Genomic DNA, 25,513 nt, shown 5'->3' with positions numbered 1-25,513 from the left:
CCCGGTGGCGTCAGCTGCGCAGCGCGCCGCCGGTCTGCTTCTTGACGTTCTCGACGATGCGGGCGGCGAGCGCCTCGAAATCCTGGTCGGTCAGCGTCTTTTCGACCGGCTGGATCGACACCTCGATGGCGATCGACTTCTTGCCTTCGCCGAGCGACGCGCCCTCGAAGATGTCGAAGACGGAGACGCCTGATATCAGCTTCTTGTCGGCGGCAAGGGCCGCGCGGGTCAGCGTGCCGGCTTCGACCGCCTTGTCGACGACGAAGGCGAAGTCGCGCTTGACCGCCTGGAAGGCCGACAGATCGAGCCGGGGCTTGGTCTTGGTCGGCTTGGCCTTCGGCTCGGGCACGGCGTCCACATAAACCTCGAAGCCGCAGAGCGGGCCCGACACGTCGAGGCCTTCGAGCGTCCTGGGGTGGAACTCGCCGAAGGTGCCGAGCACGACCTTGGGGCCGAGCTTGATAACGCCGGAACGACCGGGGTGATACCAATCAGGCGCGCCGGTTTCGATCTGCAGCCGGTCGACGGGCGCGCCGCAGGCTTCGAGCGCCGCGATGGCATCGGCCTTGGCGTCGAACACGCCGACATTGCCTGCATTGCCCGACCAGTAGCGGCCCGAGCCTTCGAGCTTGGCGGTGCCGCGACGGACGCCAGCGGCGACGCGACGCTGGCCTTCGGCGGTGTCGTTTTCGTAGGTGCCGGAAACCTCGAACAGGGCGACGTCGCCGATGCCACGGTCGGCGTTGCGCTGGGCAGCGGCGATCAGGCCGGGCAACAGCGAAGGCCGCATGTCGGACATGTCGGCTGCGATCGGGTTCGACAGCCTGAGGCTTTCATGGCCGCCGCCGAACAGCTCGGCGTGCTTTGCCGGGATGAACGACCAGGTGACGGCCTCCATCATGCCGCGTACGGCGAGCGCGCGCCGCGCCGAGCGGGTGCGGATCTGCAGCGTGGTCAGGATCTTGCCGTTGACGGCGTCATGCGCGCCCAGCGGCTGCGGCGCGATATTGTCGACGCCGTGGATGCGCATCACCTCTTCGACCAGGTCGGCCTTGCCGTCGACATCGGGACGCCAGGAGGGCACGGCGACGTCGACGACGTCGCCATCGCCCTTCACGCCGAAGCCGAGGCGGGTGAGGATATCGAGGCTCTCGGCCTTTTCGACCTCGATGCCGGTCAGGCGCTTGATCTCGGCGAGAGGCAGGGAGACGACCTTGGCCGTGTGGCCTGCATAACCTGTCAAATCGGTCTTCGTTGGCTGACCGCCACAGAGCTCCAGCACCAGCCTGGTTGCCAGCTCGACGCCGGGCACCATGAATTCGGGGTCGACACCGCGCTCGAAGCGGTAGCGCGCATCGGTGATGATGCCGAGCGCGCGACCGGTGCGAGCCGTGGTAATCGGGTCCCACAGCGCCGATTCGATCAGCACGTCAGTGGTATTCTCGTCGCAGCCGGAATGCTCGCCGCCCATGACGCCGGCAATGGATTCGACGCCGTTGTCGTCTGCGATGACGCACATCTCAGGGGTCAGCGAATACTCACGCCCGTCGAGCGCCAGCACCTTGTCGCCGTCGCGGCCACGGCGCACGACGAGATTGCCGGCGACCTTCTTCGCGTCGAAGACGTGGAGCGGCCGGCCGCGATCAAAGGTGACATAGTTGGTGATGTCGACCAGCGCGTTGATGGGGCGCAGGCCGATGGCCAGCAGGCGCTGCTGCATCCACTTGGGCGAGGGGCCGTTCTTGACGCCGCGCACGAGGCGCAGCGCGAAGCCCGGGCAGAGTTCCGGCGCCTCGATCGAAACCTTGACCGGGCAATCGCCTTCGCCGGCGACCGGCTCGACAGCATCGCCCTTGAGCGTGCCGAGGCCGGACGCCGCGAGGTCGCGGGCGATGCCGTGGACGCTGGTGGCGTCGGGACGGTTAGGCGTCAGGTTGATCTCGATCATGGGATCGTCGAGATGGGCATAGGTGGCGAATGACGTGCCGACAGGCGCATCGGCCGGCAGGTCGATGATGCCGTTGTGCTCGTCCGACAGCTGCAGCTCGCGCTCGGAGCACATCATGCCGTGGCTCTCGACGCCGCGGATCTTGCCGACCGACAGGGTCACGTCGATGCCCGGCACGTAGGCGCCAGGCGCGGCGAAGGCGCCGACCAGGCCTGCACGCGCATTGGGCGCGCCGCAGACGACCTGGACGGGCTTGCCGTCGCCGGTGTCCACGGTCAGCACCTGCAGCTTGTCGGCGTCGGGGTGCCTGCTTGCCGTCAGCACCTTGGCGATGACGAAGGGCTTGAGTGCAGCCTTGTCGTCGACCGACTCGACTTCGAGGCCGATCGAGGTCAGCCGCTCGACGATCTGCTCGAGCGAGGCGTCGGTGTCGAGATGGTCCTTGAGCCAGGAGAGGGTGAATTTCATGGGTTCACTCGTTTCGTGTCGTTGCGGTCGAGCACTTCCACGACCCGGAACCGCTCACAAACCAAAATCATGTCAGGCGAAAAGCCGCCGTTGCGGGCGAAGTAGGCCTCGTGGGCCTCACGCCAGTACTCATAGGTCAGGTCGCCTTCGCCTTCCGCGGCAGCAAATTCGGCATCGACCTCGTCGAAGCGGCGATGGATCGCCTCGACGGTCTCGATCACCGCGGCACGCCGGCCCTGGCCGTCGAGCACGACATCCCTGCGGCCAACCTCAGGCACCGGCTCGTCGCCGCCGTAATCGCGCAGCGCCCCGCAGGTCGCGGTCTTGCGACCCGACAGCACCAGCGCCAGCAACGCGTCGGCGAGCTCGGGACTGTCGCCGAAAGCGAAAGTCACCGCATCGGCATATGGGTCGGCAGCAGGGCTCATGCGCTCAGCCCACCGAACAGCGTCGGCATGTCGAGCGGCCTAAAGCCGTAGTGCTGGAGCCAGCGGACGTCGGCGTCGAAGAAGGCGCGCAGGTCGGGCATGCCGTATTTCAGCATGGCGATGCGGTCGATGCCCATGCCCCAGGCAAAACCCTGGTACTCGTCGGGATCGAGGCCGCCATGACGCAGTACGTTGGGGTGAACCATGCCGCAGCCGAGGATCTCCATCCAGTCGTTGCCTTCGCCGAAGCGCACTTCGCCCGGCCGCGAACGGTCGCACTGGATGTCGACCTCGAGGCTCGGCTCGGTGAACGGGAAGAAGGACGGGCGGAAGCGCATCTTGACGCTGGGGACCTCGAAGAACGCCTTGCAGAACTCCTCCAGCACCCACTTCATGTTGGCGACGTTGGCGGTCTTGTCGATCACCAGACCCTCGACCTGATGGAACATCGGCGAGTGGGTGGCGTCCGAATCCTGGCGGTAGGTCTTGCCGGGAATGACGATGCGGATCGGCGGCTTCTGCGTCTCCATGGTGCGGATCTGCACCGGCGAGGTGTGGGTGCGCAGAAGCTTGCGCTCGCCATTGGCGTCGGGCGGGAAAAAGAATGTGTCGTGCATCTCGCGCGCCGGATGCCCTTCGGGGAAATTCAGCGCGGTGAAATTGTAGTGGTCGGTCTCGACATCGGGACCTTCGGCGATGGCGAAGCCGAGGTCGCCAAAGATCGCCGCGATCTCGTCGATGACCTGGCTGATCGGATGGATGCGGCCACGCTCGGCCGGCGACTGGCGCACCGGCAGGGTGACGTCGACCTTTTCGGCGATCAGGCGCGCATTGATGGCGACGTCGCGCAGTTCGGTCTTGCGGGCGGTCAGCGCATCGGTGACGCGGTTCTTGAGACCGTTGATGACAGGGCCCTTGGTCTGGCGCTCTTCGGGGCTCATCGCGCCGAGGGTCTTCAGCATCTCAGAGACCGAGCCCTTCTTGCCGAGGGCTGCGACGCGCACCGCCTCGATCGCCTGCTCGTCGGCGGCGGAAGCGATGTCGCTCAGCAGCGATTGTTCGAGAGTTTCAAGATCGCTCATGGTCCAGTTCCGTTGCGGCCCTAACGGCCCTTCGTTGCTGCAAAGAAAAACCCGCGCCAGCCGTGCCAGCGCGGGTTTCCCAAATCAAGTCTGTGATGCTTGGGAAGGCGCTGGTTAAGCAACAGCGCTTTCAAAAGCATTCGGGGTGGTGTTCTTGAGGTACTCAAGAGCAACCTTGGCCTTGGCAACGAGCACGGCGAATGCCTGGGGCTCGTGGATGGCCATGTCGGAGAGGATCTTGCGATCGATCTCGATGTTGGCCTTGTTCAGGCCGTCGATGAAGCGGCCATATGTCAGGCCGTGCTCGCGCACCGCTGCGTTGATACGCTGGACCCACAGGGCGCGGAAGTTGCGCTTGCGGTTCTTGCGGTCGCGGTAAGCGTACTGCTTCGACTTCTCAACCGCCTGCTTGGCAATGCGGATGGTGTTCTTGCGGCGACCGTAGAAACCCTTGGCCTGCTCGAGAACCTTCTTGTGCTTGGCGTGGGACGTTACGCCCCTTTTTACACGTGCCATGTCATGATCTCCTTAAAACGCTATCCCGGCCGGGCTCAGAGGCCGTTCGGCAGAAAATTCTTGATGACCTTCTTGGCGTCCGGTTCAGCCAGAACCATCGTGCCACGGGCATCGCGAATGAACTTGTTGGTGCGCTTGATCATGCCATGGCGCTTGCCAGCGGCAGCCGCCAGGACTTTGCCGGTCGCGGTGATCTTGAACCGCTTCTTGGCCGCGGATTTGGTCTTCATCTTGGGCATTTTGCTACTCCGTTCTTAGGATTCCTCGGCACCCTAAGGTGCTTGCGAAATCCCTTCATGTTGTTGTTTTCAGGCCGACCAAAGCCCGAAAAGCAAATGAAACCGCCACGGCATGCCCTGCCGGGCGGTTCTGGGACGCGGCTATATACGCGGAAGCCGCGCAATGCGCAACACCCGCAAAGGCTGCAATTGCAATGAATCTCAGGGGTTCAGGGTATGCGGAACAGCACCGGCAGCGCGCCCGTGACCTGGGCGTGGTCGATCAGCTCGAACACCGGCAGCGCAATGAGGAACACCAGCCCGTTGAGCAAGGTGTTGAGCAGCAGCTTCGGGCGGAAGCTGCCCGCCTCGCCTTCCTGATAGAGCGAGAGATTCGGGAAGAACCGCGGCACCCGCGCCACATAGGCCCGATATGCGGGACCGAACAGCTCTTGGAGGTGCCGCTCCTCGCGCAGAATGACGATGTGGAAGGCCGCGGCACAAAGGGCTGCGAAGCCGAAAGTGGCGATGATCGAGCCCATCTGCGCACCGACGCCGGCAGCGGCCAGCGTCGAAAAGACATACAGCGGGTTGCGGGTGATCGAGTAGGGTCCGCCGGTGACGACCTCGCCCGATTTGCGGCCGCCAATATAGAGCGTGCACCACAGACGACCGACGATGCCCAAAAAGATCAGCAGGATGCCGACCATCTCGACGACTTCGTGAACGGTGGTGTCAGGCGGAAAGGTCGACTGGCCAAACAGGAGCGCGGCGAACATCGCAACGATCATCGCGGCCAGCACGAGCCGGCGCATGCTCTGGTAGCGGCCCAGATCGCCCTTGTTTTGTTCGCTCATGGCATCAACCCGCCAGCATCATCCCCGCATGGCCGGTTCGACTCGTCGGCGCCCTTCAGGAAATGTCGCCCCGGCGAATGCCGGGGCACCAGAGCGCCGCGCGCCCAAGGAGGGCGCGCACGGACGCTTTGTCAGTCAAGATCGACAAGGTTGCCAACTGAGCCGTTGCCGGCTTTCGGGCCGGTGCATCAACTCATGAACGCGGCGCGAGCACCATCATCATCTGGCGGCCTTCGAGCTTGGGCTCGGCTTCGACCTTGGCGATAGTGGCTGTTTCCTCACGAACCTTGTTGAGGAGCTGCATGCCGAGTTCCATGTGCGCCATTTCGCGGCCACGGAAGCGAAGCGTCAGCTTGACCTTGTCGCCTTCCTCGAAGAAGCGGCGAACCGCCTTCATCTTGGTCTCGTAGTCATGGCTGTCGATGTTCGGGCGCATCTTGATCTCCTTGATCTCGATGACCTTCTGGTTCTTGCGCGCCTCGGCCGCCTTCTTCTGGTTGGCGTATTTCAGCTTGCCGAGGTCAAGAATCTTGACGACGGGCGGCGTGGCGTTGGGGGAAATTTCTACGAGATCGAGGCCTGCCTCTTCGGCGGCCAGGAGTGCGTCGTTGATGGAAACATCGCCACGGTTGGAACCGTCGACGTCGATCAGCTGGACCCGGGGAACCCGGATGTCACGGTTGGAACGCGGGCCGTCCTTGGTAGGCGCGGCTGCTTTAAAAGGTCTGCGAATGGTCGTGGTCTCCTCGAGCCATTGACGTTGTTGAATGTCTGACGCGCCAATGTGGGTAGCGCGCGGGCGAAGTCAATAACACAGCACTCGCAACAAATCACCTGCTTGTGCGCATGCGAACTGCCCCAAAAGAACGATTCTTGCGACACTTTCCGCATCAGGCCGGCTGTGTCACAAGTCCCTGCCGAGGGGATTTGACATGACTGCAAGCGCGCCGGACTTCATCGAGGTGGACAACACCCGCATTGCCTTTCGGCATCAAGATGGGGCGACTCCCGGCGTCGTGTGGCTCGGCGGCTACAAGTCCGACATGCTCGGCACCAAGGCCGAAACGCTGGCCAGCTGGGCAGCGAGCGAGGGCCGCGCCTTCCTGCGCCACGACTATTCCGGCCATGGCGAGTCTGGCGGCGCCTTCGCCGACGGCACGATCTCGAAATGGCTTGGCGAGAGCCTTGCCGTGTTCCGCCAGTTCACACGCGGGCCGCAAGTGCTCGTAGGCTCGTCGATGGGCGCGTGGATCGCTCTCAGGATGAACGCCGAGCTCAACAAGGCAGGCGAGGGCGACCGCGTCGCGGGCCTCGTGCTGCTTGCGCCGGCGCCCGACTTCACCGCCGAGTTGGTCGAGCCGCAGCTGACCGAGGCCCAGCGCGAGGATTTGGCCGAGAAAGGCTATTTCGAGGAGCCGTCGGAATATTCGCCGGAGCCCTACATCTATACACGCGCGCTGATCGAGGACGGACGCAACAACCTTGTCATGACAGGGCCGATCCATACCCACTGCCCGGTGCACATCATCCAGGGCCTTGCCGATCCCGACGTGCCGCACAGCCACGCGCTCAAGCTGATGAGCCTGTTGCCCGCCGACGACGCGACGCTGTCGCTGGTGCCGAACGGCGATCATCGCCTGTCGCGGCCGGAGGACCTCGAGCTGCTGACGCGGGCGGTCGGCCAAACCATCGCCCGGGCTGGCTGAGCCGATGCGCATCTCGATCCCAATCTCCGCCTTCGTCGCGGCCATCGTCGGCTTCGGCAGCACGCTCGCCATCATCGTAGCCGCCGCCGACGCCGTGGGCGCGACGCAGATCCAGACGGCAAGCTGGGTCACCGCCATCTGCCTCGCCATGGCGTTCGAGACGGCCTGGCTGTCATGGCGAACGAAGATGCCGGTCATATCGGCCTGGTCGACGCCAGGCGCTGCGTTGATCGCCGCCAGTAGCGGCTTCACCATCAACGAGGCCGTCGGCGCGTTCCTGGTCGCCGGCGTTCTGCTGGTGCTGACCGGGCTGATCAAGCCGCTGACGCAGCTGATCTCGCGCATCCCGGCCTCGGTGGCCTCGGGCATGCTGGCCGGCATCGTCGTCACCTTCGCCATCAATGCCGCCAAGGCGGTGCCCTCCGACCCGTGGCTGATCCTGCCGCTGATCGGCGCGTTTTTCCTGGTCCGGCTCTACAACCCGGCACTGTCGGTGCTGGTGGTGCTGGTCGGCGGCGGGTTGGCGGCGTTCCTGACCGGCCGCGTCGGCGCCCTGCCCGTGCCGGAACTGTCGACGCTGACGCTGATCGCGCCGGAGTTCACACTGACCGCCACGATCGGCCTTGCCCTGCCGCTCTATCTCGTCACCATGGCCTCGCAGAACCTGTCGGGCCTCGCCGTGTTGCGTGCCGCGGGCTACAACCCCGAACCCGGTCCGCTGATCGGGGTCACGGGGCTGTTTTCGGTGCTGTCGGCGCCGTTCGGTGCCTCGACCACCAACCTGGCGGCTATCTCGGCGGCGATCTGCACCGGCCCGGACGTGCATCCCGACATGAAGGAGCGCTGGAAGACCGGGCCGTTCTATGCGGTTGCCTATGTCATCTTCGCCGCCTTCGGCGCGTCGCTGGTGGCGGTGTTCGCCGTGCTGCCGCCAAGCCTGATCGTGCTGGTGGCCGGGCTCGGGCTGGTTTCGTCGCTGGCCAATGCACTCGCCATCGCGCTCAAGGACGAGCACCACCGCATGGCGGCGACGATCGCCTTCGTGGTCACCGCCTCGGGCCTGACGCTGCTCGGAGTCGGCTCGGCTTTTTGGGGGCTGGTCGCCGGGCTTGTCGTGCTGGTGCTTGAGAGCCTCAAAAAAGGCTAGGATTCGCAAGGCTTTGTCCGGTTTTGGCCGACACCGTCTTGAATCGCCATTTTTGCTTTCCCATGTCGTTTGCAGCAGCTTTTTCCCTGGCTGCCTCGAACAAAGGAACGGCAATCTACTATGAACACGACTGCACTGATCCGTCCGGCCTGGACGCCGGCAACCATCGCGTTGATGGTGATCGGCTTCATGGTGTTCTGGCCGCTCGGCCTCGCCATGCTTGCCTACATCATCTGGGGCGACCGGCTTGACGGTTTCAAGCGCGATGTAAACCGGGCAACCGACGGCATCTTCGCCGGCTGCCGCAAGGCTTCCTACCGGGCCAACGCCCAGACCGGCAACGTCGCCTTCGACGATTGGCGCGAGAAGGAACTCGAGCGCCTCAATGAAGAGCGCCGCAAGCTCGACGAGATGCGCGACGAATTCGACGCCTATGCCCGCGAACTGCGCCGGGCCAAGGACCAGGACGACTTCGACCGCTTCATGTCCAACCGCCACAAGCCGACGGCACCGACCGTCACGCCCAAGAAGGGCGGCAAGGCCGGCCTGCTTGACGACTGAGGTCGCCCCTAACCAATGAACGCCAACGGCGCCGTGCATGCGGCGCCGTTTTCTTTCGCGTCGATGTCACTCGAATCATCTAGTCTCGCCCCATGTCCTTTGGCTTCTTCCGCAAGCTGACCAAGCCAGCGCCGGCACCCGTCCTGGAGCGGGATCATGTCGTTGCCGGCCGCACGCTGCCGTTGCGCATCGTCGAGAACGACCGCGCAAGGCGGCTGACGCTGCGCATCGACGCCGGCGGACGCGGCCTGCGCATCACCGTGCCGCCCGGCCTGCGCCAGGGCGAGGTCGACCGCTTCCTCGACCGTCACCAGGGCTGGCTTGAGCAGCGCCTCGCCAAGGTGCCAGACCGGCCGCAGGTGCGCCCCGGCATCAAGATTCCCATTCGCGGGGTACCGCACCTGATCATCCATGAAGGCGGGACGCGCGGAACCGTGCGCCAGTCGCAGGACGAGAGCGGGCCGACACTGCTGGTCCATGGCGACCGGACGCACCTGCCGCGCCGCATCGCCGATTTCTTGAAGCGCGAGGCGAAACGCGACATCGAGGCAATGGTGGCAACGCACTGCCAAGCCGCCGGCCGCCGCGCCAAGGCGATCCGCTTCCGCGACACGACGAGCCGGTGGGGCTCATGCACCTCGGACGGCGTGCTGTCGTTCTCCTGGCGCATCATGATGGCGCCGACGCCTGTGATCAACTACCTCGTCGCGCATGAAGTGGCGCATCTGCGCGAGATGAACCACGGCCCGAAATTCTGGAAAATGTGCGAGGAGCTTTGCCCGGACACCGAGCGCTGCAAGGCCTGGCTCAAGCGCAATGGCGGGGCACTGCAGGCGATACAGTTCGAGTGAGCGAATAGGGAATAGCGAGTAGTGAGGTCGAGGCGGTGTTGTCGGTAGTGCCCTGGCGGAGAGCCGAACAATTACTGGCCTTCTCTACTCCCTATTCGCTATTCCCTATTCGCTCCCAACCACCCCTCCATGAAATCCAGAAACGCCTGCACACGCGGCGATCGGAAGCGTCCTTTGGGCATGAGCGCCCAGAGCGAGATTGAGTCTGAACGGTTGATGTCGGCGAGTATCTCGATCAGCCGCCCCTCGCGCACCGCCTGGACAACGACGAAGTCGGCGAGACGCACGATGCCATGGCCCTCGACCGCCAGGTCGAACAGCATGCCGACATTGTCACAACTGAAGTTGCCCGAGGGCAGGAAGCGCACGACGCCATCTTCGCTTGCCAGCGGCCATGTTGTCGGTGCCGACTGGCCCGAAAGAGGGATGCAATTGTGATCCGAGAGTTCGGCTGCCGAGCGCGGCGTGCCGGCACGGGCCAGATAGGAAGGTGCAGCACAGATCAGGCGCCGCCCCTCGGCGAGTTGACGCACCACCATGTCGGAGCCTGATGTCGGGCTGCCGCGGATGACGACGTCGACCTGCTCGGCGACGGGATCGATCAGGCGGTCGGTCAGGGTCAGGTCGACCGACACCTCGGGATAGCGCCTGAGGAACTCCGGCACCGCATGAAGCAAGGTCTGCCTGGCAAAGCCGGTGCTGGAATTGACACGCAGGAAACCCTTCGGCTTCGCCCGCGAGGACGAGACATCGGCCTCGGCCAGGTCGATGAGTTCGAGCACTTCACGTGCCCGCTCGAGGAATAGCGATCCCTCCGATGTCAGTGCCAGCCGGCGCGTCGTGCGCGTCAGAAGCCGAACGCCAAGCCTGTCCTCGAGCCGCGACACAAGCTTCGAGAGCGCCGACGGCGTGACGCGCAGATCCTCGGCTGCCCTGGCGAAGGAACCCAGGTCGACGACGCGCACAAACGCCTTCATGTCATCCGAGGAAGCCATATTCGTGATCTCTAGTCATGAATGTATCGGCAAACTAGATGATTATGCGAAATGGCGGAAATGATAATTCCTCGGCATGGGTTCACCGAGGATCGGCCATGCATCCCGAGCTGCCTGCATCAAGTCCGTCATCCAGCAAGCCGATCGACTACGACCACTTCCGGGCGATCGCGGCAGATGAACGCCGCAAGGCCATTTCTCGATTTCCCGGCACGGTGCGTCGCTGGCCGACGCTTGCGTTTCGCAAGCTGTTCTCGACTTCGCCGCCTTTTCGTGCCAATTCCGGCCCATGGCACTCGACATCAAGATCTGCGGCCTCAGCACCGCCGAAACGTTCGACGCCGCGCTAGGCAATGGCGCGAGCCATGTCGGCTTCATCTTCTTCGCCAAGAGCCCGCGCAATGTTTCGCCCGAGATCGCCGGACGGCTGCGTCAGGCCGCAAAAGGCCGGGCGCAAGCAGTTGCCGTGACCGTCGACGCCAGTGACGCATTCCTCGACGCGATCGTGGCGGCGGTTGAGCCCGACATGCTGCAGCTGCACGGCAAGGAAACGCCCGAGCGCGTGGCCGAGGTGAAGGCGCACTACGGACTGCCTGTGATGAAGGCCTTTTCCATCCGCGAGGCTCAGGACTTCAACGCGATCGAGCCTTATCGCGGCGTTGCCGACCGCCTGCTTTTCGACGCCAAGCCGCCGGCCGGCTCCGAATTGCCCGGAGGCAATGGCGCCTCGTTCGACTGGCGCCTGCTCGCGGGCCTTGACGCCTCCGTCGATTACATGCTTTCCGGTGGCTTGAACGCCGCCAATATCGGCGACGCCCTCAGGTGTGCTGCCCCGCCCGGCATCGATATTTCCTCGGGCGTGGAAAGCGCGCCCGGCGTCAAGGATGCGGCGCTGATCGAAAATTTCTTCAGGGCCGTCCGGGCAGCTAGCGACCGCAGCGCCGCCTGACCAGCCTCCAGCCGCAAGGAGATCGGCCGTGAACAAGCCGACTGAGCCCAATTCCTTCCGCACCGGACCCGACGAACAGGGCATGTTCGGCATTTTCGGCGGCCGCTTCGTCGCCGAGACGCTGATGCCGCTGATCCTCGAGTTGCAGCGTCACTGGGACGAGGCCAAGAACGATCCGGCCTTCAAGGCGGAACTTGCCGACCTGTCGACCCATTACGCCGGCCGGCCCTCCAAGCTCTATTACGCCGAAGGCCTGACCAGGCATCTGGGCGGCGCAAAAATCTACTTCAAGCGCGAAGACCTCAACCACACCGGCTCGCACAAGATCAACAACTGCCTCGGCCAGATCCTGCTCGCCAAGCGCATGGGCAAGACCCGCATCATCGCCGAGACGGGGGCCGGCCAGCACGGCGTGGCGTCAGCCACCGTCGCGGCGCGCTTCGGCTTTCCGTGTTTCGTCTACATGGGCGCCACCGACGTCGAGCGGCAGAAGCCCAACGTGTTCCGCATGAAGCTCTTGGGCGCTGAAGTGCGCCCGGTCAGCGCCGGCCACGGCACGCTGAAGGACGCGATGAACGAGGCGCTGCGCGACTGGGTCACCAACGTGCACGACACCTACTACCTGATCGGCACCGCCGCCGGCCCGCATCCCTATCCGGAACTGGTGCGCGACTTCCAGTCGGTGATCGGCACCGAGGCGCGCGCCCAGATCCTCGAACAGGAAGGCCGCCTGCCCGACATGATCGTCGCCGCCGTTGGTGGTGGATCGAATGCGATCGGCCTGTTCCATCCCTTCCTCGACGACCGCAGCGTCAAGATCGTCGGCATCGAAGCCGGCGGCCGCGGCCTCGACGGCATCGAGCATTGCGCCTCGATGAGCGCCGGAAAGCCCGGCGTGCTGCATGGCAACCGCACCTATCTCTTGCAGAACGACGACGGCCAGATTCTCGACGGCCATTCGATCTCGGCCGGCCTCGACTATCCCGGCGTCGGTCCCGAGCATAGCTGGCTGCGCGACAGCGGCCGCGTCGAATATGTGCCGATCCTCGACGACGAGGCACTCGATGCATTCCAGCTCACCACCAAGGTGGAAGGCATCATCCCGGCGCTCGAATCCGCCCATGCGATCGCGCATGCGGTCAAGGTCGCGCCGACGATGGGCAAGGACAAGGTGATGATCGTCAACCTGTCCGGCCGCGGCGACAAGGACGTGCATACGGTGGCCAAGATGCTGGGCATGGAGATCTGATCATGACGACCACCCGCATCGACCGCCGCATGGCAAAGCTCAAGGCTGAGGGACGCCCCGCGCTCGTGACCTACTTCATGGGCGGTGACCCCGACTACGAGACATCGCTGTCGATCATGAAGGCGCTGCCCAAGGCCGGCAGCGACATCATCGAGCTCGGCATGCCATTTTCCGACCCAATGGCCGACGGCCCGGCGATCCAGGCTGCCGGCCTACGCGCGCTGAAGGCCGGCCAGACGCTGGCCAAGACGTTGCAGATGGCGCGCGAGTTCCGCGCCGGCGATGACGAAACACCGATCGTCATGATGGGCTACTACAACCCGATCTATATCTACGGCGTCGACCGATTCCTGGAAGAGGCCGTGGCCTCGGGCATCGACGGGCTGATCGTCGTCGACCTGCCACCGGAAATGGACACCGAGCTGTGCATCCCCGCACTCAAGGCCGGCATCAACTTCATTCGCCTGGCTACGCCGACGACCGACGACAAGCGCCTGCCCAAGGTGCTCGAGAACACCTCCGGCTTCGTCTATTATGTCTCGATGACTGGCATCACCGGCTCGGCACTCGCCGATACGTCGAAGGTTGCCGAAGCGGTCCAGCGTATCAAGGCGCACACTGACCTGCCGGTCTGCGTCGGCTTCGGCGTCAAGACCGCCGAGCAAGCACGTACCATCGGCGCATCGGCCGACGGCGTGGTCGTCGGCACGGCGATCGTCAATGCTGTCGCCAATGTCATCGGACCGAAGGGCGAAAAGACCGCCGATCCGGCCGAGGCCGTGGCAACGCTGGTCACCGGCTTGTCCCAGGGCATTCGCGCCGCCCGCCTTGCTACCGCCCAATAAATACCCCATGTCCCCGGGACGAAGAGGACCGCTGCCATGAACTGGATTACCAATTACGTCCGCCCCAAGATCAACTCGATGCTGGGTCGCCGCGAAATACCGGACAATCTCTGGATCAAGGATCCCGAGAGCGGCGAGATGGTGTTCCACAAGGACCTTGAGGAAAACCAGTATGTCATCCCGTCCTCCGGCCACCACATGAAGATCTCGGCCAAGGAGCGGCTGCGCTTCTTCTTCGACGACGGCCGCTACGAGCCGATCGACAATCCCAAGGTGATCGTCGATCCGCTGAAGTTCCGCGACGAAAAGCGTTATGTCGACCGGCTGAAGGACGCCAAGGCCAAGACCGGCATGGAAGACGCGATCCTGTCGGGAACCGGCACGATCGAAGGCCTGCCTGTCGTGGTCACAGTGCAGGATTTCGCCTTCATGGGCGGCTCGCTCGGCATGGCAGCAGGCGACGCGATCATCCGTGCTTTCAGCGTTGCGCTTGAGAAGAAGCGGCCGCTGATCCTGTTTGCCGCCTCCGGCGGTGCACGCATGCAGGAAGGCATTTTGTCCCTGATGCAGTTGCCCAGGACGACAGTGGCGGTCGACCGGCTCAAGGAAGCCGGCCTGCCCTACATCGTCGTTCTGACGAACCCGACGACCGGCGGCGTTACCGCTTCTTATGCGATGCTGGGCGACGTGCACATTGCGGAGCCAGGTGCACTTATCGGCTTCGCCGGCCCGCGCGTCATCGAGCAGACGATCCGCGAAAAGCTGCCGGAAGGCTTCCAGCGCTCCGAGTACCTGATGGACCACGGGATGGTCGACATGGTGGTGTCGCGGCTGGAGTTGAAGTCGACGATCGCCAACCTGCTCAAGATCCTGACCAAGGCACCAGCTGCGGCCAAGGCTGCCGAGGCCGAGATCCTGCCGCCGGTGGTACCTGTGCCCGAACGACGGCCGCAGGCCTGATCGCACCAAAACGGCTGTTTACGCCCCAGGGAATGCCATGACCACGCTCGAAGCCGATCTCGAAATCGAGCGCCTTTTGGCGCTGCATCCGAAGGGCTTCGACCTTTCGCTCGACCGCATCTCGCGGCTGCTCGAACGGCTCGGCAATCCGCAGGACCACATGCCGCCGGTGATCCATATCGCCGGCACCAACGGCAAGGGCTCCTGTGCCGCGTTCTCACGCGCGCTGCTCGAAGCCCAAGGGCTTCTGGTGCATGTGCATACCTCGCCGCATCTGGTGAACTGGCACGAGCGCTACCGGCTGGCAGCGCCTGGCGGCGGCAAGCTTGTCGCCGACGACGTGCTGGCGGATGCCGTGCGCCGTGTCGGCGAGGCCAATGGCGGCGAGAAGATCACGGTGTTCGAAATCCTCACCGCCGTCACCTTCGTCTTGTTTTCCGAGCATCCGGCCGATGCCTGCATCATCGAGGTCGGGCTTGGCGGGCGCTTCGACGCGACCAATGTCATCAAGCGCCCAGCGGTTTCGGTGATCATGCCGGTGTCGATGGACCACGAGGCCTATCTCGGCGACAAGGTCGAGCTGATCGCCGCCGAAAAGGCCGGCATCATCAAGCGCGGCTGCCCGGTCGTCGTCGGCGCGCAGGAAACCGAGGCAGCCCAGCAGGTGCTGATCGACACCGCCGAGCGGCTCAACTGTCCGCTCGAGGTTTACGGCCAGGATTTCGTCGCCTTCGAGGAAAACGGCCGCATGGTCTACCAGGACCAGACGGGGCTGATGGACCTGTCACCACCGAGGCTTCCCGGCCGGCACCAGTTCGCCAATGCGGCCGCGGCAATCGCTGCGGTGCGCGCGGCGGGTTTCCCGATCAACGAACGCACCGCCGACAAGGCGATGACGAAGGTTGCCTGGCCCGGACGCATGCAACGCATGCCGTTGGGCAAGCTGAGCGAGCTCGGACCGAAGGGGGCCGAAATCTGGATAGACGGGGGCCACAATCCTGGTGCCGGTATCGTCATCGCCGAGGCGCTGACCGAGCAGGAAGAGAAGTTTCCGCGGCCGCTGTTTCTGATCTCCGGCATGATCAACACCAAGGACCAGACCGGCTATTTCAAGCCGTTCCACGGCATGGCGCGCCACGTCTACACAGTGCCGGTGACGACGAGCGAAAGCGGCGTGCCGCATGAGGAGCTGGCGGTGCGTGCCACCGAAGCCGGCCTGTCGGCCGAGCCGGTGAGTTCAGTCGCCAACGCGCTGATGCTGCTGCGCGACACCTGGGACGAGGGCGAGACCGCGCCACGCATCCTGATTGGCGGATCGCTCTATCTTGTCGGCGCCGTGCTGGCCGAAAACGGCACGCCCCCGACCTGAGCGGCGGACAAAAGCTGGATACAAAAAAGCCCGGTCAAAACCGGGCTTTTTCATTTGGAAATTGCGGACGATCAGACGTTGCCGCTGATCCAGTGCGACAGTGCCGTCTTGGGCAGCGCGCCGACCTTGATGTCGGCCACTTCGCCGTCCTTGAAGATCATCAGCGTCGGAATCGAGCGCACGCCGAACTGGGCGGCGATCTCGGGATTCTCGTCGATATTGACCTTGGTGATCTTGACCTTGCCGGCGAGCTCGTTGGAAATCTCTTCGAGCGACGGGCCGATCATCTTGCAGGGGCCGCACCATTCGGCCCAGAAATCGACCACGACCGGCTCTTTGGCCTCAAGCACGCCGGACTTGAAATTGCTGTTGTCGATCTTGACGGTGGCCATGATGCGATCCTCTTGGAGTTGGCTATCGCGCCATATGTGGTGGTAAGGCGCCCCTGGTTCAAGCAGTTCTTGTGTCACGCCTCGGTGAGTCGAGCAAGGGCATGCGCCATTGCCTCGACCGGAACAGGGATCAGCCTGGGCGCTTCGGTGAACAAAAGTGCAGCCGAAACAGCCTTGCCGGGATAGAGCGGCTGAAGCAGGGCGCGGTAGAGCGCAAGCTGCACGACATAGGCCTGCGGCACCTCTTCGAAGGACTTGGGCGGCGTGCTGTTGGTCTTGTAGTCGACGATCAAAACCTCGTTATCGGTGACCGCCAGCCTGTCGATCTTGCCCGACACCGAGCGCGGCTTGCCACGCACGTTGAGACTGCCCATGACCGAAATTTCGGCCCGTGAGGCCGGCGAAAACAGCGGCTGGAAATACGGGTCGTCGAGGATGGCGAGCACCGAGGCAACCGCGGCGGACCGGTCGAGCGGCTGCCAGTCCTGCCCGACACGGGCGAGATAGCGCTCGGCGGCAGCCATGCGATCCTCCCTGACAAGGCGCGGCAGCATCTGCAGCAGGCGGTGAAGCGCCAAGCCGCGCGCGATGGCAAAGCCTGGCTCAAGCTCAGTGTCGAGCACCGGCGAGCGTCCGGAGATCAACGGTTCGCGCGTTTCGTCGATAAGAGCAGATGCGCCCGACGGTGACAGCGGCCGCGGCAGGTCCTCGAAGGGCGGCGGCGCGGCGTAGAGGTTTTCCGGCAAGGGCTCGACCACCGATCGTTCGCCGGCGTCCGCCTCCGCCGTCGAGAGTGGGGTGCGGGGCAATGGGGTGACGCGGAAACGGTGGACGATCCTGTCTGATATGACGGGATGGCTGCGCTCCTCGCTTTCGGGCGCCACCGACAGCGCGCGGCTGACGATGGAATGCCAGGTGTTGAGGCCCGGCTGGCGCTTGCCATGATAGCCGCAGACGATCAACCGGTCCTCGGCGCGCGTCATGCCGACATAAAGCAGCCGGCGGTACTCGTCGTCAGCGAGGTCCTTGGCCAGCGCGCTGGCGCCCTTGGAGAAGGCGTTGGCGACATCGGCGCCGGCGCGCCAGAGATAGCCCTTGCCCTGCCAGTGCCGCTCCCGAGGGACGAACGGCATCAGGCGCGGCAGGTGCTGGTCGCTGAACGGGGCAGAGCCGCTGTCAACCAGGAACACCACCGGCGCCTCGAGGCCCTTGGCCGCGTGCACGGTCATGATACGAACCTCGTCGCGCGTCTGGTCCATCTCACGCTTGATCTCGGGGCCGGCGTTTTCGAGCGTCGACAGGAAGGATTCCAGGCCGGGCAGGCCGGTACGCTCCTCGACCAGGCAGAAATTCAGGAACTCGTCGAGGATGTCGCCGGCCTCCTGGCCGAGGCGGGAGATCATCTTCTTGCGCACGCCGTCGCGGCCACGACCGCCGGACAAAACGCCTGAATAGAACTCGAAGATCGGCCGGAATGCCGCCTCGGTCGCCCAGGCTTCAAGCTGGTCCGCAACCGCCTTGAAGCCTGAGTCGGTTTCCGCGTGGTCGCGCAGGGAGGCGATCAGCGATCGCCCGGCGCCACGCCCCGCAGCAAGCGCAAACAGCGCGTCTTCCGACAGGCCGAAGACTGGGCTGCGCAGGACTGCCGCCAGCGACAGATCATCCTCCGGCTGGATCAGGAAACGTCCGAGCGCGATCAGGTCCTTGACGGCGATATGGCCGGGCAGGCTCAACCGGTCGGCACCGGCAACGGGAATGTCGCGCCGCTTCAGCGCGCGCGACAGCGCGTGGACGAAGCGGTCGCGCTTGCGCACCAGAACCATGACGTCACCGGCGCGCAGACGCTTGCCGGTGCCTTCGATGACTTCGCGCTCGTCGAGCCATTTGCGGATGGTGGCCGCGACCTGTTCGGCGACGACCACGGCGGGCGCATGGGCGTGGTCGATGGGCTTGCGCCAATCGTCGGGCTCGTCCACGGCATCGGCACCGACCGAGGGCCAGACTTCGGCATAACCTGCAGCACCGGCGCGGATCGCCTTGTGGCTCGGCGGTTCGGGCGCGCGGGTGACGCCACGACGCACGCTGGTGTCCTCGAAGACGCGGTCGACGGCCGAGAGCACATCGTCGGTCGAGCGGAACGACCAGGTCAGCGTGACGTCCTCGAAACGCGCATTGGCGTCACGGATGCGGCCGGCGAATTCGTGCTTGGAGTTGTCGAAGGATTCGGGTGCCGCGCCTTGGAACGAATAGATCGACTGCTTTTCGTCGCCGACGGCGAAGACCGTGCGATGGACGTTGTCGCGGGCGCTGAAGCCGGAAAAGAATTCTTCGGCCAGCCGCTTCACCACTTCCCATTGGTTGGGACTGGTGTCCTGCGCCTCGTCGAGCAGGATGTGGTCGATGCCCTTGTCGAGCTTGTATTGCACCCATGGCCCGGCGTCGGGCCGCGCCAAAAGGTTGACGGTGCGGGTGATCAGGTCGTTGAAGTCGAGGAAGCCGCGGCCGGTCTTCAGCCGCTCGTAGCGGGCGATCAGCCAGTCGGCGATGGTGAGGGCAGCACAGGTCGCCTCCAGCATGCGGAAATGGGCGAGCCGGTCGGCAGCGTCGATGATGGCGGTTGCCGTCGCCGCGTAGCGTTCGGGCAGATCGGGCAGCCGGTCGAGCAGCGCCTTCTTGAAGGCGCTGGAAGGGTTGTAGGGGTCGCCATCGGCCTTGAGAAAGGCATCGGTCAGAAGCGACAAACGGCGGATCGGATCGGCTTCGGCGTAAGCAAGGCGCGCGTAGGGCAGGATGTTGTTGAGCACGCTGCGCGCGTCGGTCGCTTCAGCGGCAGCAGCGAAGGCGTTGAAGAAAGCCGGCTCGAAACCTGATAGCGGCCAGATCGAAGCGGCGATGGCTTCGGCGCTGTCGTCAGGCGAAAAGCCGAACTCCTCGTAGAGCGCACCGAACGGCCAGGAAAAGTCCTGGACCTGGGCGATGAAGGCGCGAAGGCCATCGCGCTTGCGCACGATCTCGGCGAGCAGCGCATCGAGGCCGGCTTCGCCACCGCGCTCCAGCACCTTGGCGAAGGCCTCGGCCAGTTCCGGATTATGCTCGCCTGCGCCGGTGACCATATCGCGCCGTGCGGTGGCGAACAGCGTCGCTTCCATCTGCGAGTCGAGCATCTCGAAATGGGCCGCGATGTTGGCCTCGAGCGGGAACTGATGCAGCACCGACTCGCAGAAGGCGTGGATGGTCTGGATCTTCAGCCCGCCGGGCGTCTCCAACGCCTCGGCGAACAGCCGCCTGGCACGGCGCAGCTTGGCCGCATCGGGTCGGACGCCGTCGAGAGCCGTGATGCGCTCGGCCAGTTCGGCGTCCGGCAGCATTGTCCATTCCGACAGATTGGCGAAGACGCGGTTCGACATGTTGGCGGCGGCAGCGCGCGTATAGGTCAGGCACAGGATCTTCGATGGATCGGTCCCGCGCAGCAGAAGCCGCATCACGCGCTGGGACAGCACATGCGTCTTGCCCGAGCCGGCATTGGCCGACACCCAGACCGAATTTGCGGGATCGGATGCGCGCGTCTGGCGTTCGGCGGTTTCGGTCGGGACGGAGAATGCCTTTTTCATTCCTCGCCCTCCGCGCCGCCGTCACCGCCGGCCGACCATTCGAGCACGCGGGCGAGATGATCGTAATCGCCGTCGGTCTCGCCTTCACGGAAGGGCAGGGCACGCGAGAGATAACCGGTGGTCGGATCATTGTAGTGCAGCAAAAGCTGTTCCAACCGCTCCCAGGCTTCTTCGGATAGTTCGATGGCCGATTTCGGCTTCCTGTTATGCTCGAGGATCGATTCCTCGAACACCTCGCCATTGGGTTTCAGCCTGACGAAAGCGAGCTGCGAGGGCTCGCGCTTGCCAAGTTCGCGGAAGGCGCCGCGGCGGAGAAGGGCGCCTTCGAGCGCCAGTTGCGGCGAGATCAGCGTATGTGCCTGCGCCTTGGACGGCGACGAGCCAGTCTTGTAGTCGAGGATGTCGGCCATGCCGCCGGCGAGAACGTCGACGCGGTCGGCACGTCCCGAAAGGGTTATGCCGGTGAGGCCGACCTCCATGGCCGAGGCCCCTTCTTCAGCGTGGCGGCTGGCAACGGCGTCGGCGCGGCTGCGTTCCCATTCCAATATATTGACCGCCAGCCGCGCGAAGCGCGGCCACCAGACGGCCTCGACATCGGCGGGCAAGGCTGCTTCGGCAAAGCAGTGGCGGCCGGCGGCGATCAGGGCGTCGAGCGCATTGGGCGCGCGCGGGTCGACGATGGTCGAAGAAAACAGATGCAGGATGTCGTGGAACAGCGTGCCACGCTCGGCGGCACCTGGATCGCGCACCAGCGGATCGATCGCCGACAGGCCAAGGATGCGCCGGGCATAAACGGCGTAGGGGTCGCGACGCAACGTCTCGATCTCGGTGATGCTGAAACGGCGCGGCCGGGCCGCCAGCGGCGGCTTCGGTTCGGGGCGGGCGGCGAAATCGGTCTTCTGGCCGGCATCGAGGGCGCGGGCCCAATGCAACAGCTTTTCGCCGCGCTTGCGCAGGACCGCGGCATGGTCCCGTCCGACATAGGTCAGCAGCCGCTGCAGCCAGCGCGAAGGAACGGCAGGGGCATCGCCCGAACGCGCCGAGCGCGACAGAACGACGTTCTTCGCGCCCATCGCCATCTGGAAATCATGTGCGGCGAGGCCGATGCGGCGCTCCGGCGGCTCGAGGTCGATGCCCGATTTCATGACCCGCGACATGAAGCGGTCGGCCTCCGCCTTGCGCGGCCAGCTGCCCTCGTTGAGCCCGCCGATGACCAGCGTGTCGACGGTCTGAAGGCGGGCTTCGAGCGCACCCCAGATCGCGATGGCGCGATCGGCGCCCTGCGCTGGCTTGACTGCCTCAGGCGCCACCAGGGCGTCCATGACGTCAGGCCATTCGTCGGCGGCGAAGGTGAACGACGCCTGGGTGGCCACGAGCGAGCGCAGCGCTTCCGCAAGCTTGGCACCGGCATCGCCGTCATAGAGCGTGCCGAGGCCGCCATGTTCGTCACGGCCGATATTTTCGAGCGCTTCGACGGTGGCGCGAACAATCGCTGAAAGTTCAACCGACGCATCGCCGCGGAAGGCAAACAGAGGCGCGAGGCCGGCAACAAGCCTCGTCGCGATGTCGCGGGCTTCTTCGATGCGGCGCACGGTGATGCGGTCGAACCAGAACGGCTTTCGCGAGCCGCCAGCGACGTCGGTCATCCTGCCGTCGAAGCCTTCGGCGAGCTCGGCGATATCGGGCCGGCCGACGCCACCGCGGAGCACGACGAGTTCGATCGTCTCGGCCGCGCGCCGAACCGCCGTTCGTTCCCGACCAAGCCGCAAAAGCGGATGCTTGAGCAGCGACAGAACCGCAACCGGATCGCCGGGACGGAAGGCGGCGTCGAGCATGGTGCGCAACAGGGCCGCGGGTGGCGTGTTGGCGAGCGGCATGCCGCCGGAATCGTCGGCCTGGATGCCGAAGCGGCGGAGCTCGGAAGCGACGCGGCGCGCCAGATTGCGGTCGCCGGTTACCAAAGCGGCACGATGGCCCGGCACGGCGACGGCCTGGCGCAAGGCGATGGCAATCGCAGCCGCCTCGTCGCGCTCATGCGCTGCTTCGAGCAAGGTGACATCGGCCAATGCCTGCGCGATTTCGCCGTCATCGGCTTCGCCGCGCTTGTCGGCCCAGGCGTCAGTGGTTTCGGCCGGGCGCATTGCTTCCCCGACGATGGCGGCGCGGCGCACCATTGCCTGCGGCGGTGTGGCCAGTTCCTCGATGTCGCCGCGCACTATTCCGATCTTGCCGATCAGTTTGGCAAGGCCATATTGCGGGTGGCCGAGCACCGAGGCCCTGGCGCCGATTTCAGTGATTGTCTCGTAGGCGCGCTCGTCGAGCGTGGCGTCCAGCCCCGGCAGCACCACGGCGCCGCGCGGCAGGCGCGCAATCGCGGCCAGCAGTTCGGCGGTCGCCGGAATCGAGCCGGTGGAGCCTGCGGCGATCACGGGACCCGCGGGCGGGTTGCGCCTCAGCCGCTCGGCCTCCAACCGGATCAGCGCGCTGCGGTGGGCGGCGGGATTGGACTGGCCGCACTCCTTCAGCATTTCGGGCCAGGCACTGGTGACGATGGAGAGGAAGTCAAGCGTGACCTGCCACCAGCCTGACAATTCGCCTGACACGAGCCCGGCCAGCCGCGACCAGTCGGAACCTTCCGTTTCAATCTCGTCCATCAGCCCGGCGAGATCGCGCGCCAGCCAGATAGCATCGGCCGACGAGGCGGGCACGACGATCTCTTCTTCGAACAGGGCGGCGACATGGGCGGGCAGACGACGCTTCCAGGCGCGCACAAGGGGCGCCAGCAGGAGCAGGCGGTCCGTGGCGGAAACCGGCGGGGCCAGGTCGAGCGCACCGCCACCCTCGTCCTCGAACGCCGCCTCATCCTCGTCGAACTCGCCGAGCGGCTTGATGACCGGCAGGATGGCCGAAGCACCTCCGGCGGCATCGACGAAGACACCGCGCAGGGCGCGGGCCGCACGGCGGGTCGGCACGTAGATGGTGACGTCGGCGAGCGCCAGCGGATCGCCGGAATAGCTGAAATCAGGGATCAACCGGCCGTCGAGCAGCGCGCCCGCCAATGTCGGCAGAAAGGGAGAGCCGGGCGGGATGGAGAAAACGCGTGGCGACGCGCGGCCGCTCATGATGCTTTCGCCAATGCCCTTTTGACCGCGGCCTCTGCGGGTGCGATGGCGTCCGGCGTGCCGACGGTGATCCAGCTGCCGTGCATTTGCATGCCGAACAGGCGCCCGGCCGAAATGGCCTGGTCGAAATAGCGGTTGAGCGATGCCGGTCCAACCGGCGCGTCCTTGAAGATGCGTGGGTGGATGATCGCAGCACCCGCGTAGATCAGGCCCTCTGGCGCACCCTTGGCACGACTCAGCCGGCCATCTGGCGCGACGAGAAAATCGGTGCTGCCGGAATGGCCTGTCGCCTGGTTGAGATCCGCCAACATCAGTAGAATATCCATGCGCGCACCGTCCCAGGCAAGGGCGAGGCGGGTCAGGTTCGGCACACCCTCGTCGATCCAGAACGTATCGGCGTTGATGATGTAGAACGGTGCCGTGCCTAGCTGGGGCAGCGCCCTGACGATGCCGCCGGCGGAGTCGAGGAGCCCGTCACGCTCGTCGGAGATTTCGATGCTTGGCGCGTGACGGCTGGCGACGTGCTCGACGATCTGGTCGGGCAGGTAGTGGACGTTGACCACGGCCTGTTCGACGCCAACCTCGGCGAGGCTGTCGAGGCCCCAGTCGAGCAGAGTCTTGCCGGCGATGGGCACCAGAGGCTTGGGGATCGTGTCGGTGATCGGGCGCATGCGCTTGCCGAGGCCGGCGGCCAGAACCATGGCGGCGGATGGGATGTTCGCAGCGCTCATGCGAATTCCTCGAGCAGGCGATTTTTCCGGTAGAAATCGCGCAAGTCGGCGAGCGCCGGATGGGCGAGCGCACGGCCGAGATAATCGCGGATGCGCGGCAGGTGCTGGAGATATTGCGGCTTGCCGTCACGCCGGTCGAGGCGGACGAAGATGCCGAGAATCTTCGAATTCCGCTGCGCCGCCATGATGGCGTAGGCCTCGCGGAACTCCGCTTCATCGAAGCTGCCTGCGGCATGGCGAGCGGCAACATAGGCATCGACAGTGCCGCGCTCGATGTCTTCCGGCACCGTCACCCGCGCGTCCATGGCAAGCGACGCCACGTCATAGGCGACCGGGCCGATCAGCGCGTCCTGGAAATCGACGATGCCGAGCCGGTCATGGCCCTGACGATCACCGCGCCAGATGATGTTGGGCGAATGGTAATCGCGCAGGACGAGGCCATATTGCTTGTCGGCGAGGCGACCAAAAACAGTGTTCCAGGCGGCATGGTAGCCGTCGCGCAGGGCATCGGATGGCGGCGCGCCTGTGACAGCCGGCACGTACCAGTCGACAAGCAGGTCGACCTCGATCATCAGCGCATCGCGATCGAAGGGCGGGACGTGATGGACGACACCGGGCGCTGCCTCGAGCCGGTCGTTCCAATGTTTCCCGTGAATCATTGCCAGGAGCTCGGCGGCGGCTGCATATCGCTCGGCGATAGGCCGGCCATCGGGATCGAGGAAGGCACCGGTGCCGAGATGTTCGAGCAGAAGAAAGCCCCGGTCGAGATCCTGGGCGACGATACCGGGCACCGAAACGCCACCGGCGGCAAGCGCGCGGTCGATGCCAACGAAGGCCACCACCGACTGGGCGGTATGAGCGATCTCGGCATAAGGCTTGCCGTCGCGCACTGGTGGACCGAGGACCAGCCTTGGCGAGTTCATCAGCACCAGCGGTTTGCTGCGGTCGCGCGTGACAGTCTCGTAGGCGCGGGCCGACGCATCGCCGACGAAACGGGCGCGGCGGGCCTCGCCCCAGCCACAAGCAGCGAGAAATTCGCGCATGGCGAGCGAACGTGCGACACGGTCGAAGGTTGTACCCGTGCCAGTGATCGTCACCCGGCGGCCTTCACCCTCGTGGTCGAGTGCAATGCGCAAGCTGGTAGCAGGCATGGCATCGGCGGCGCGTTGCGGCCATTCGACCAGCGCGACGCCCGAGCCGATCGCCTCGTCGAAGCCGAGTTCTTCCAGCTCGTCGGGCGAAGACAGGCGATAGAGATCGAAATGATGGACGGGCAGCGGCGTGTCGTAGCTCTGCACCAGCGTGAAGGTCGGGCTCGGCACTTCATGGGCGGGGTCGCCGGCCAGCGCGCGGATCAGGCCGCGCGCCAAGGTGGTCTTGCCGGCCCCGAGATCGCCGTCGAGCAGAAGTACGTCGCCGGCCTTCAGCGCCAGCGCCAGATCCTCGCCCAGCCGCGTCGTCGCGACATCGTCGGGGAGGAACAGCTCCAGCGATCTGGCCGTCGTCAA

The 25,513-nt window shown here is 65.1% G+C and carries 22 protein-coding genes; 9 read left to right on the top strand and 13 right to left on the bottom strand.

What is annotated here, in order from left to right:
* Positions 1-10: 10 nt before the first annotated feature.
* The 7 genes from pheT to infC form a co-directional block, all read right to left on the bottom strand.
* Positions 11-2,416, bottom strand: coding sequence for a phenylalanine--tRNA ligase subunit beta (gene pheT / locus J1C56_RS26590; protein WP_214393011.1), 2,406 nt, complete (start codon positions 2,414-2,416; stop codon positions 11-13).
* Positions 2,413-2,844, bottom strand: a complete 432-nt coding sequence (locus tag J1C56_RS26585) for an ASCH domain-containing protein (RefSeq protein WP_214393010.1) — start codon at positions 2,842-2,844, stop codon at positions 2,413-2,415. Before J1C56_RS26585 ends, pheT begins: the two co-directional genes overlap by 4 nt.
* The gene (gene pheS / locus J1C56_RS26580; protein ID WP_214393009.1) at positions 2,841-3,926 is read right to left on the bottom strand and encodes a phenylalanine--tRNA ligase subunit alpha; all 1,086 of its coding nucleotides are present in this window, start codon (positions 3,924-3,926) and stop codon (positions 2,841-2,843) included. The genes J1C56_RS26585 and pheS overlap by 4 nt, the downstream gene beginning before the upstream one ends.
* Before the next feature lie 114 nt (positions 3,927-4,040).
* Complete coding sequence (gene rplT, locus J1C56_RS26575) at positions 4,041-4,442, bottom strand: 50S ribosomal protein L20 (RefSeq protein ID WP_214393008.1); 402 nt, start codon at positions 4,440-4,442, stop codon at positions 4,041-4,043.
* Between the two features lie 35 nt (positions 4,443-4,477).
* Positions 4,478-4,681: a 50S ribosomal protein L35 gene (rpmI, locus tag J1C56_RS26570; protein WP_184768437.1), complete on the bottom strand. Its 204-nt coding sequence runs from the start codon at positions 4,679-4,681 to the stop codon at positions 4,478-4,480.
* 209 nt (positions 4,682-4,890) lie between these two features.
* A complete protein-coding gene (locus J1C56_RS26565; protein ID WP_214393007.1) occupies positions 4,891-5,517 on the bottom strand; it encodes a methyltransferase family protein in 627 nt (208 codons plus the stop codon).
* Between the two features lie 193 nt (positions 5,518-5,710).
* Positions 5,711-6,250, bottom strand: coding sequence for a translation initiation factor IF-3 (gene infC, locus J1C56_RS26560; RefSeq protein ID WP_214393132.1), 540 nt, complete (start codon positions 6,248-6,250; stop codon positions 5,711-5,713).
* A 199-nt stretch (positions 6,251-6,449) separates the two neighbouring features.
* Here infC and J1C56_RS26555 point away from each other — a divergent pair, with 199 nt between their 5' ends.
* The 4 genes from J1C56_RS26555 to J1C56_RS26540 all read left to right on the top strand — a co-directional run bounded on the left by J1C56_RS26555 (position 6,450) and on the right by J1C56_RS26540 (position 9,782).
* A complete protein-coding gene (locus J1C56_RS26555; RefSeq protein ID WP_214393006.1) occupies positions 6,450-7,223 on the top strand; it encodes an alpha/beta hydrolase in 774 nt (257 codons plus the stop codon).
* A 4-nt stretch (positions 7,224-7,227) separates the two neighbouring features.
* Positions 7,228-8,370 (top strand): benzoate/H(+) symporter BenE family transporter, encoded by a 1,143-nt coding sequence (locus J1C56_RS26550; RefSeq protein ID WP_214393005.1) that lies wholly within the window; start codon positions 7,228-7,230, stop codon positions 8,368-8,370.
* A gap of 120 nt (positions 8,371-8,490) precedes the next feature.
* Complete coding sequence (locus tag J1C56_RS26545; protein WP_214393004.1) at positions 8,491-8,931, top strand: DUF2852 domain-containing protein; 441 nt, start codon at positions 8,491-8,493, stop codon at positions 8,929-8,931.
* Between the two features lie 92 nt (positions 8,932-9,023).
* Positions 9,024-9,782: a M48 family metallopeptidase gene (locus J1C56_RS26540; protein ID WP_214393003.1), complete on the top strand. Its 759-nt coding sequence runs from the start codon at positions 9,024-9,026 to the stop codon at positions 9,780-9,782.
* 98 nt (positions 9,783-9,880) lie between these two features.
* Here the strand turns inward: J1C56_RS26540 and J1C56_RS26535 are convergent, their stop codons facing one another.
* Positions 9,881-10,777 carry a LysR family transcriptional regulator gene (locus J1C56_RS26535; RefSeq protein WP_246591977.1) on the bottom strand — a complete coding sequence of 299 codons (897 nt, stop codon included), beginning with the start codon at positions 10,775-10,777 and terminating at the stop codon, positions 9,881-9,883.
* Positions 10,778-11,066: 289 nt separating this feature from the next.
* Here J1C56_RS26535 and J1C56_RS26530 point away from each other — a divergent pair, with 289 nt between their 5' ends.
* The 5 genes from J1C56_RS26530 to J1C56_RS26510 are packed head-to-tail and all read left to right on the top strand — an operon-like array spanning position 11,067 to position 16,149.
* Positions 11,067-11,726, top strand: a complete 660-nt coding sequence (locus tag J1C56_RS26530; protein WP_214393002.1) for a phosphoribosylanthranilate isomerase — start codon at positions 11,067-11,069, stop codon at positions 11,724-11,726.
* A gap of 28 nt (positions 11,727-11,754) precedes the next feature.
* Positions 11,755-12,975, top strand: a complete 1,221-nt coding sequence (gene trpB / locus J1C56_RS26525; protein WP_214393001.1) for a tryptophan synthase subunit beta — start codon at positions 11,755-11,757, stop codon at positions 12,973-12,975.
* Between the two features lie 2 nt (positions 12,976-12,977).
* The gene (gene trpA / locus J1C56_RS26520) at positions 12,978-13,820 is read left to right on the top strand and encodes a tryptophan synthase subunit alpha (protein WP_214393000.1); all 843 of its coding nucleotides are present in this window, start codon (positions 12,978-12,980) and stop codon (positions 13,818-13,820) included.
* Positions 13,821-13,856: 36 nt separating this feature from the next.
* Entirely contained in the window at positions 13,857-14,780 is a 924-nt protein-coding gene (gene accD, locus J1C56_RS26515; protein WP_214392999.1) for an acetyl-CoA carboxylase, carboxyltransferase subunit beta, read from the top strand.
* Positions 14,781-14,817: 37 nt separating this feature from the next.
* Positions 14,818-16,149 (top strand): bifunctional folylpolyglutamate synthase/dihydrofolate synthase, encoded by a 1,332-nt coding sequence (locus J1C56_RS26510; RefSeq protein WP_214392998.1) that lies wholly within the window; start codon positions 14,818-14,820, stop codon positions 16,147-16,149.
* Positions 16,150-16,220: 71 nt separating this feature from the next.
* On the opposite strand, the gene trxA is transcribed toward J1C56_RS26510, so the two are convergent.
* The 5 genes from trxA to tsaE all read right to left on the bottom strand — a co-directional run bounded on the left by trxA (position 16,221) and on the right by tsaE (position 25,513).
* Positions 16,221-16,541 (bottom strand): thioredoxin, encoded by a 321-nt coding sequence (gene trxA / locus J1C56_RS26505; protein WP_067955731.1) that lies wholly within the window; start codon positions 16,539-16,541, stop codon positions 16,221-16,223.
* 74 nt (positions 16,542-16,615) lie between these two features.
* Positions 16,616-20,152: a double-strand break repair helicase AddA gene (gene addA / locus J1C56_RS26500; RefSeq protein WP_214392997.1), complete on the bottom strand. Its 3,537-nt coding sequence runs from the start codon at positions 20,150-20,152 to the stop codon at positions 16,616-16,618.
* Entirely contained in the window at positions 20,149-23,274 is a 3,126-nt protein-coding gene (gene addB, locus J1C56_RS26495) for a double-strand break repair protein AddB (protein WP_214392996.1), read from the bottom strand. The genes addA and addB overlap by 4 nt, the downstream gene beginning before the upstream one ends.
* Positions 23,271-24,005, bottom strand: coding sequence for a nucleotidyltransferase family protein (locus J1C56_RS26490; protein ID WP_246591975.1), 735 nt, complete (start codon positions 24,003-24,005; stop codon positions 23,271-23,273). The genes addB and J1C56_RS26490 overlap by 4 nt, the downstream gene beginning before the upstream one ends.
* Positions 24,002-25,513 (bottom strand): tRNA (adenosine(37)-N6)-threonylcarbamoyltransferase complex ATPase subunit type 1 TsaE, encoded by a 1,512-nt coding sequence (tsaE, locus tag J1C56_RS26485; RefSeq protein WP_214392995.1) that lies wholly within the window; start codon positions 25,511-25,513, stop codon positions 24,002-24,004. Before tsaE ends, J1C56_RS26490 begins: the two co-directional genes overlap by 4 nt.

It is taken from the genome of Aminobacter anthyllidis, from assembly GCF_018555685.1.
GTDB classification, from domain to species: Bacteria; Pseudomonadota; Alphaproteobacteria; order Rhizobiales; family Rhizobiaceae; genus Aminobacter; species Aminobacter anthyllidis.
Note: the sequence above shows the minus strand (reverse complement) of the source record. Positions and strands in the feature narration are given on the sequence as shown.

Coding starts and splice junctions, on each gene's coding strand:
- pheT (WP_214393011.1), bottom strand. CDS start 2,416: ATGAAATTCACCCTCTCCTGGCTCAAGGACCATCTCGACACCGACGCC.
- J1C56_RS26585 (WP_214393010.1), bottom strand. CDS start 2,844: ATGAGCCCTGCTGCCGACCCATATGCCGATGCGGTGACTTTCGCTTTC.
- pheS (WP_214393009.1), bottom strand. CDS start 3,926: ATGAGCGATCTTGAAACTCTCGAACAATCGCTGCTGAGCGACATCGCT.
- rplT (WP_214393008.1), bottom strand. CDS start 4,442: ATGGCACGTGTAAAAAGGGGCGTAACGTCCCACGCCAAGCACAAGAAG.
- rpmI (WP_184768437.1), bottom strand. CDS start 4,681: ATGCCCAAGATGAAGACCAAATCCGCGGCCAAGAAGCGGTTCAAGATC.
- J1C56_RS26565 (WP_214393007.1), bottom strand. CDS start 5,517: ATGAGCGAACAAAACAAGGGCGATCTGGGCCGCTACCAGAGCATGCGC.
- J1C56_RS26555 (WP_214393006.1), top strand. CDS start 6,450: ATGACTGCAAGCGCGCCGGACTTCATCGAGGTGGACAACACCCGCATT.
- J1C56_RS26550 (WP_214393005.1), top strand. CDS start 7,228: ATGCGCATCTCGATCCCAATCTCCGCCTTCGTCGCGGCCATCGTCGGC.
- J1C56_RS26545 (WP_214393004.1), top strand. CDS start 8,491: ATGAACACGACTGCACTGATCCGTCCGGCCTGGACGCCGGCAACCATC.
- J1C56_RS26540 (WP_214393003.1), top strand. CDS start 9,024: ATGTCCTTTGGCTTCTTCCGCAAGCTGACCAAGCCAGCGCCGGCACCC.
- J1C56_RS26535 (WP_246591977.1), bottom strand. CDS start 10,777: ATGGCTTCCTCGGATGACATGAAGGCGTTTGTGCGCGTCGTCGACCTG.
- J1C56_RS26530 (WP_214393002.1), top strand. CDS start 11,067: ATGGCACTCGACATCAAGATCTGCGGCCTCAGCACCGCCGAAACGTTC.
- trpA (WP_214393000.1), top strand. CDS start 12,978: ATGACGACCACCCGCATCGACCGCCGCATGGCAAAGCTCAAGGCTGAG.
- accD (WP_214392999.1), top strand. CDS start 13,857: ATGAACTGGATTACCAATTACGTCCGCCCCAAGATCAACTCGATGCTG.
- J1C56_RS26510 (WP_214392998.1), top strand. CDS start 14,818: ATGACCACGCTCGAAGCCGATCTCGAAATCGAGCGCCTTTTGGCGCTG.
- trxA (WP_067955731.1), bottom strand. CDS start 16,541: ATGGCCACCGTCAAGATCGACAACAGCAATTTCAAGTCCGGCGTGCTT.
- addA (WP_214392997.1), bottom strand. CDS start 20,152: ATGAAAAAGGCATTCTCCGTCCCGACCGAAACCGCCGAACGCCAGACG.
- addB (WP_214392996.1), bottom strand. CDS start 23,274: ATGAGCGGCCGCGCGTCGCCACGCGTTTTCTCCATCCCGCCCGGCTCT.
- J1C56_RS26490 (WP_246591975.1), bottom strand. CDS start 24,005: ATGAGCGCTGCGAACATCCCATCCGCCGCCATGGTTCTGGCCGCCGGC.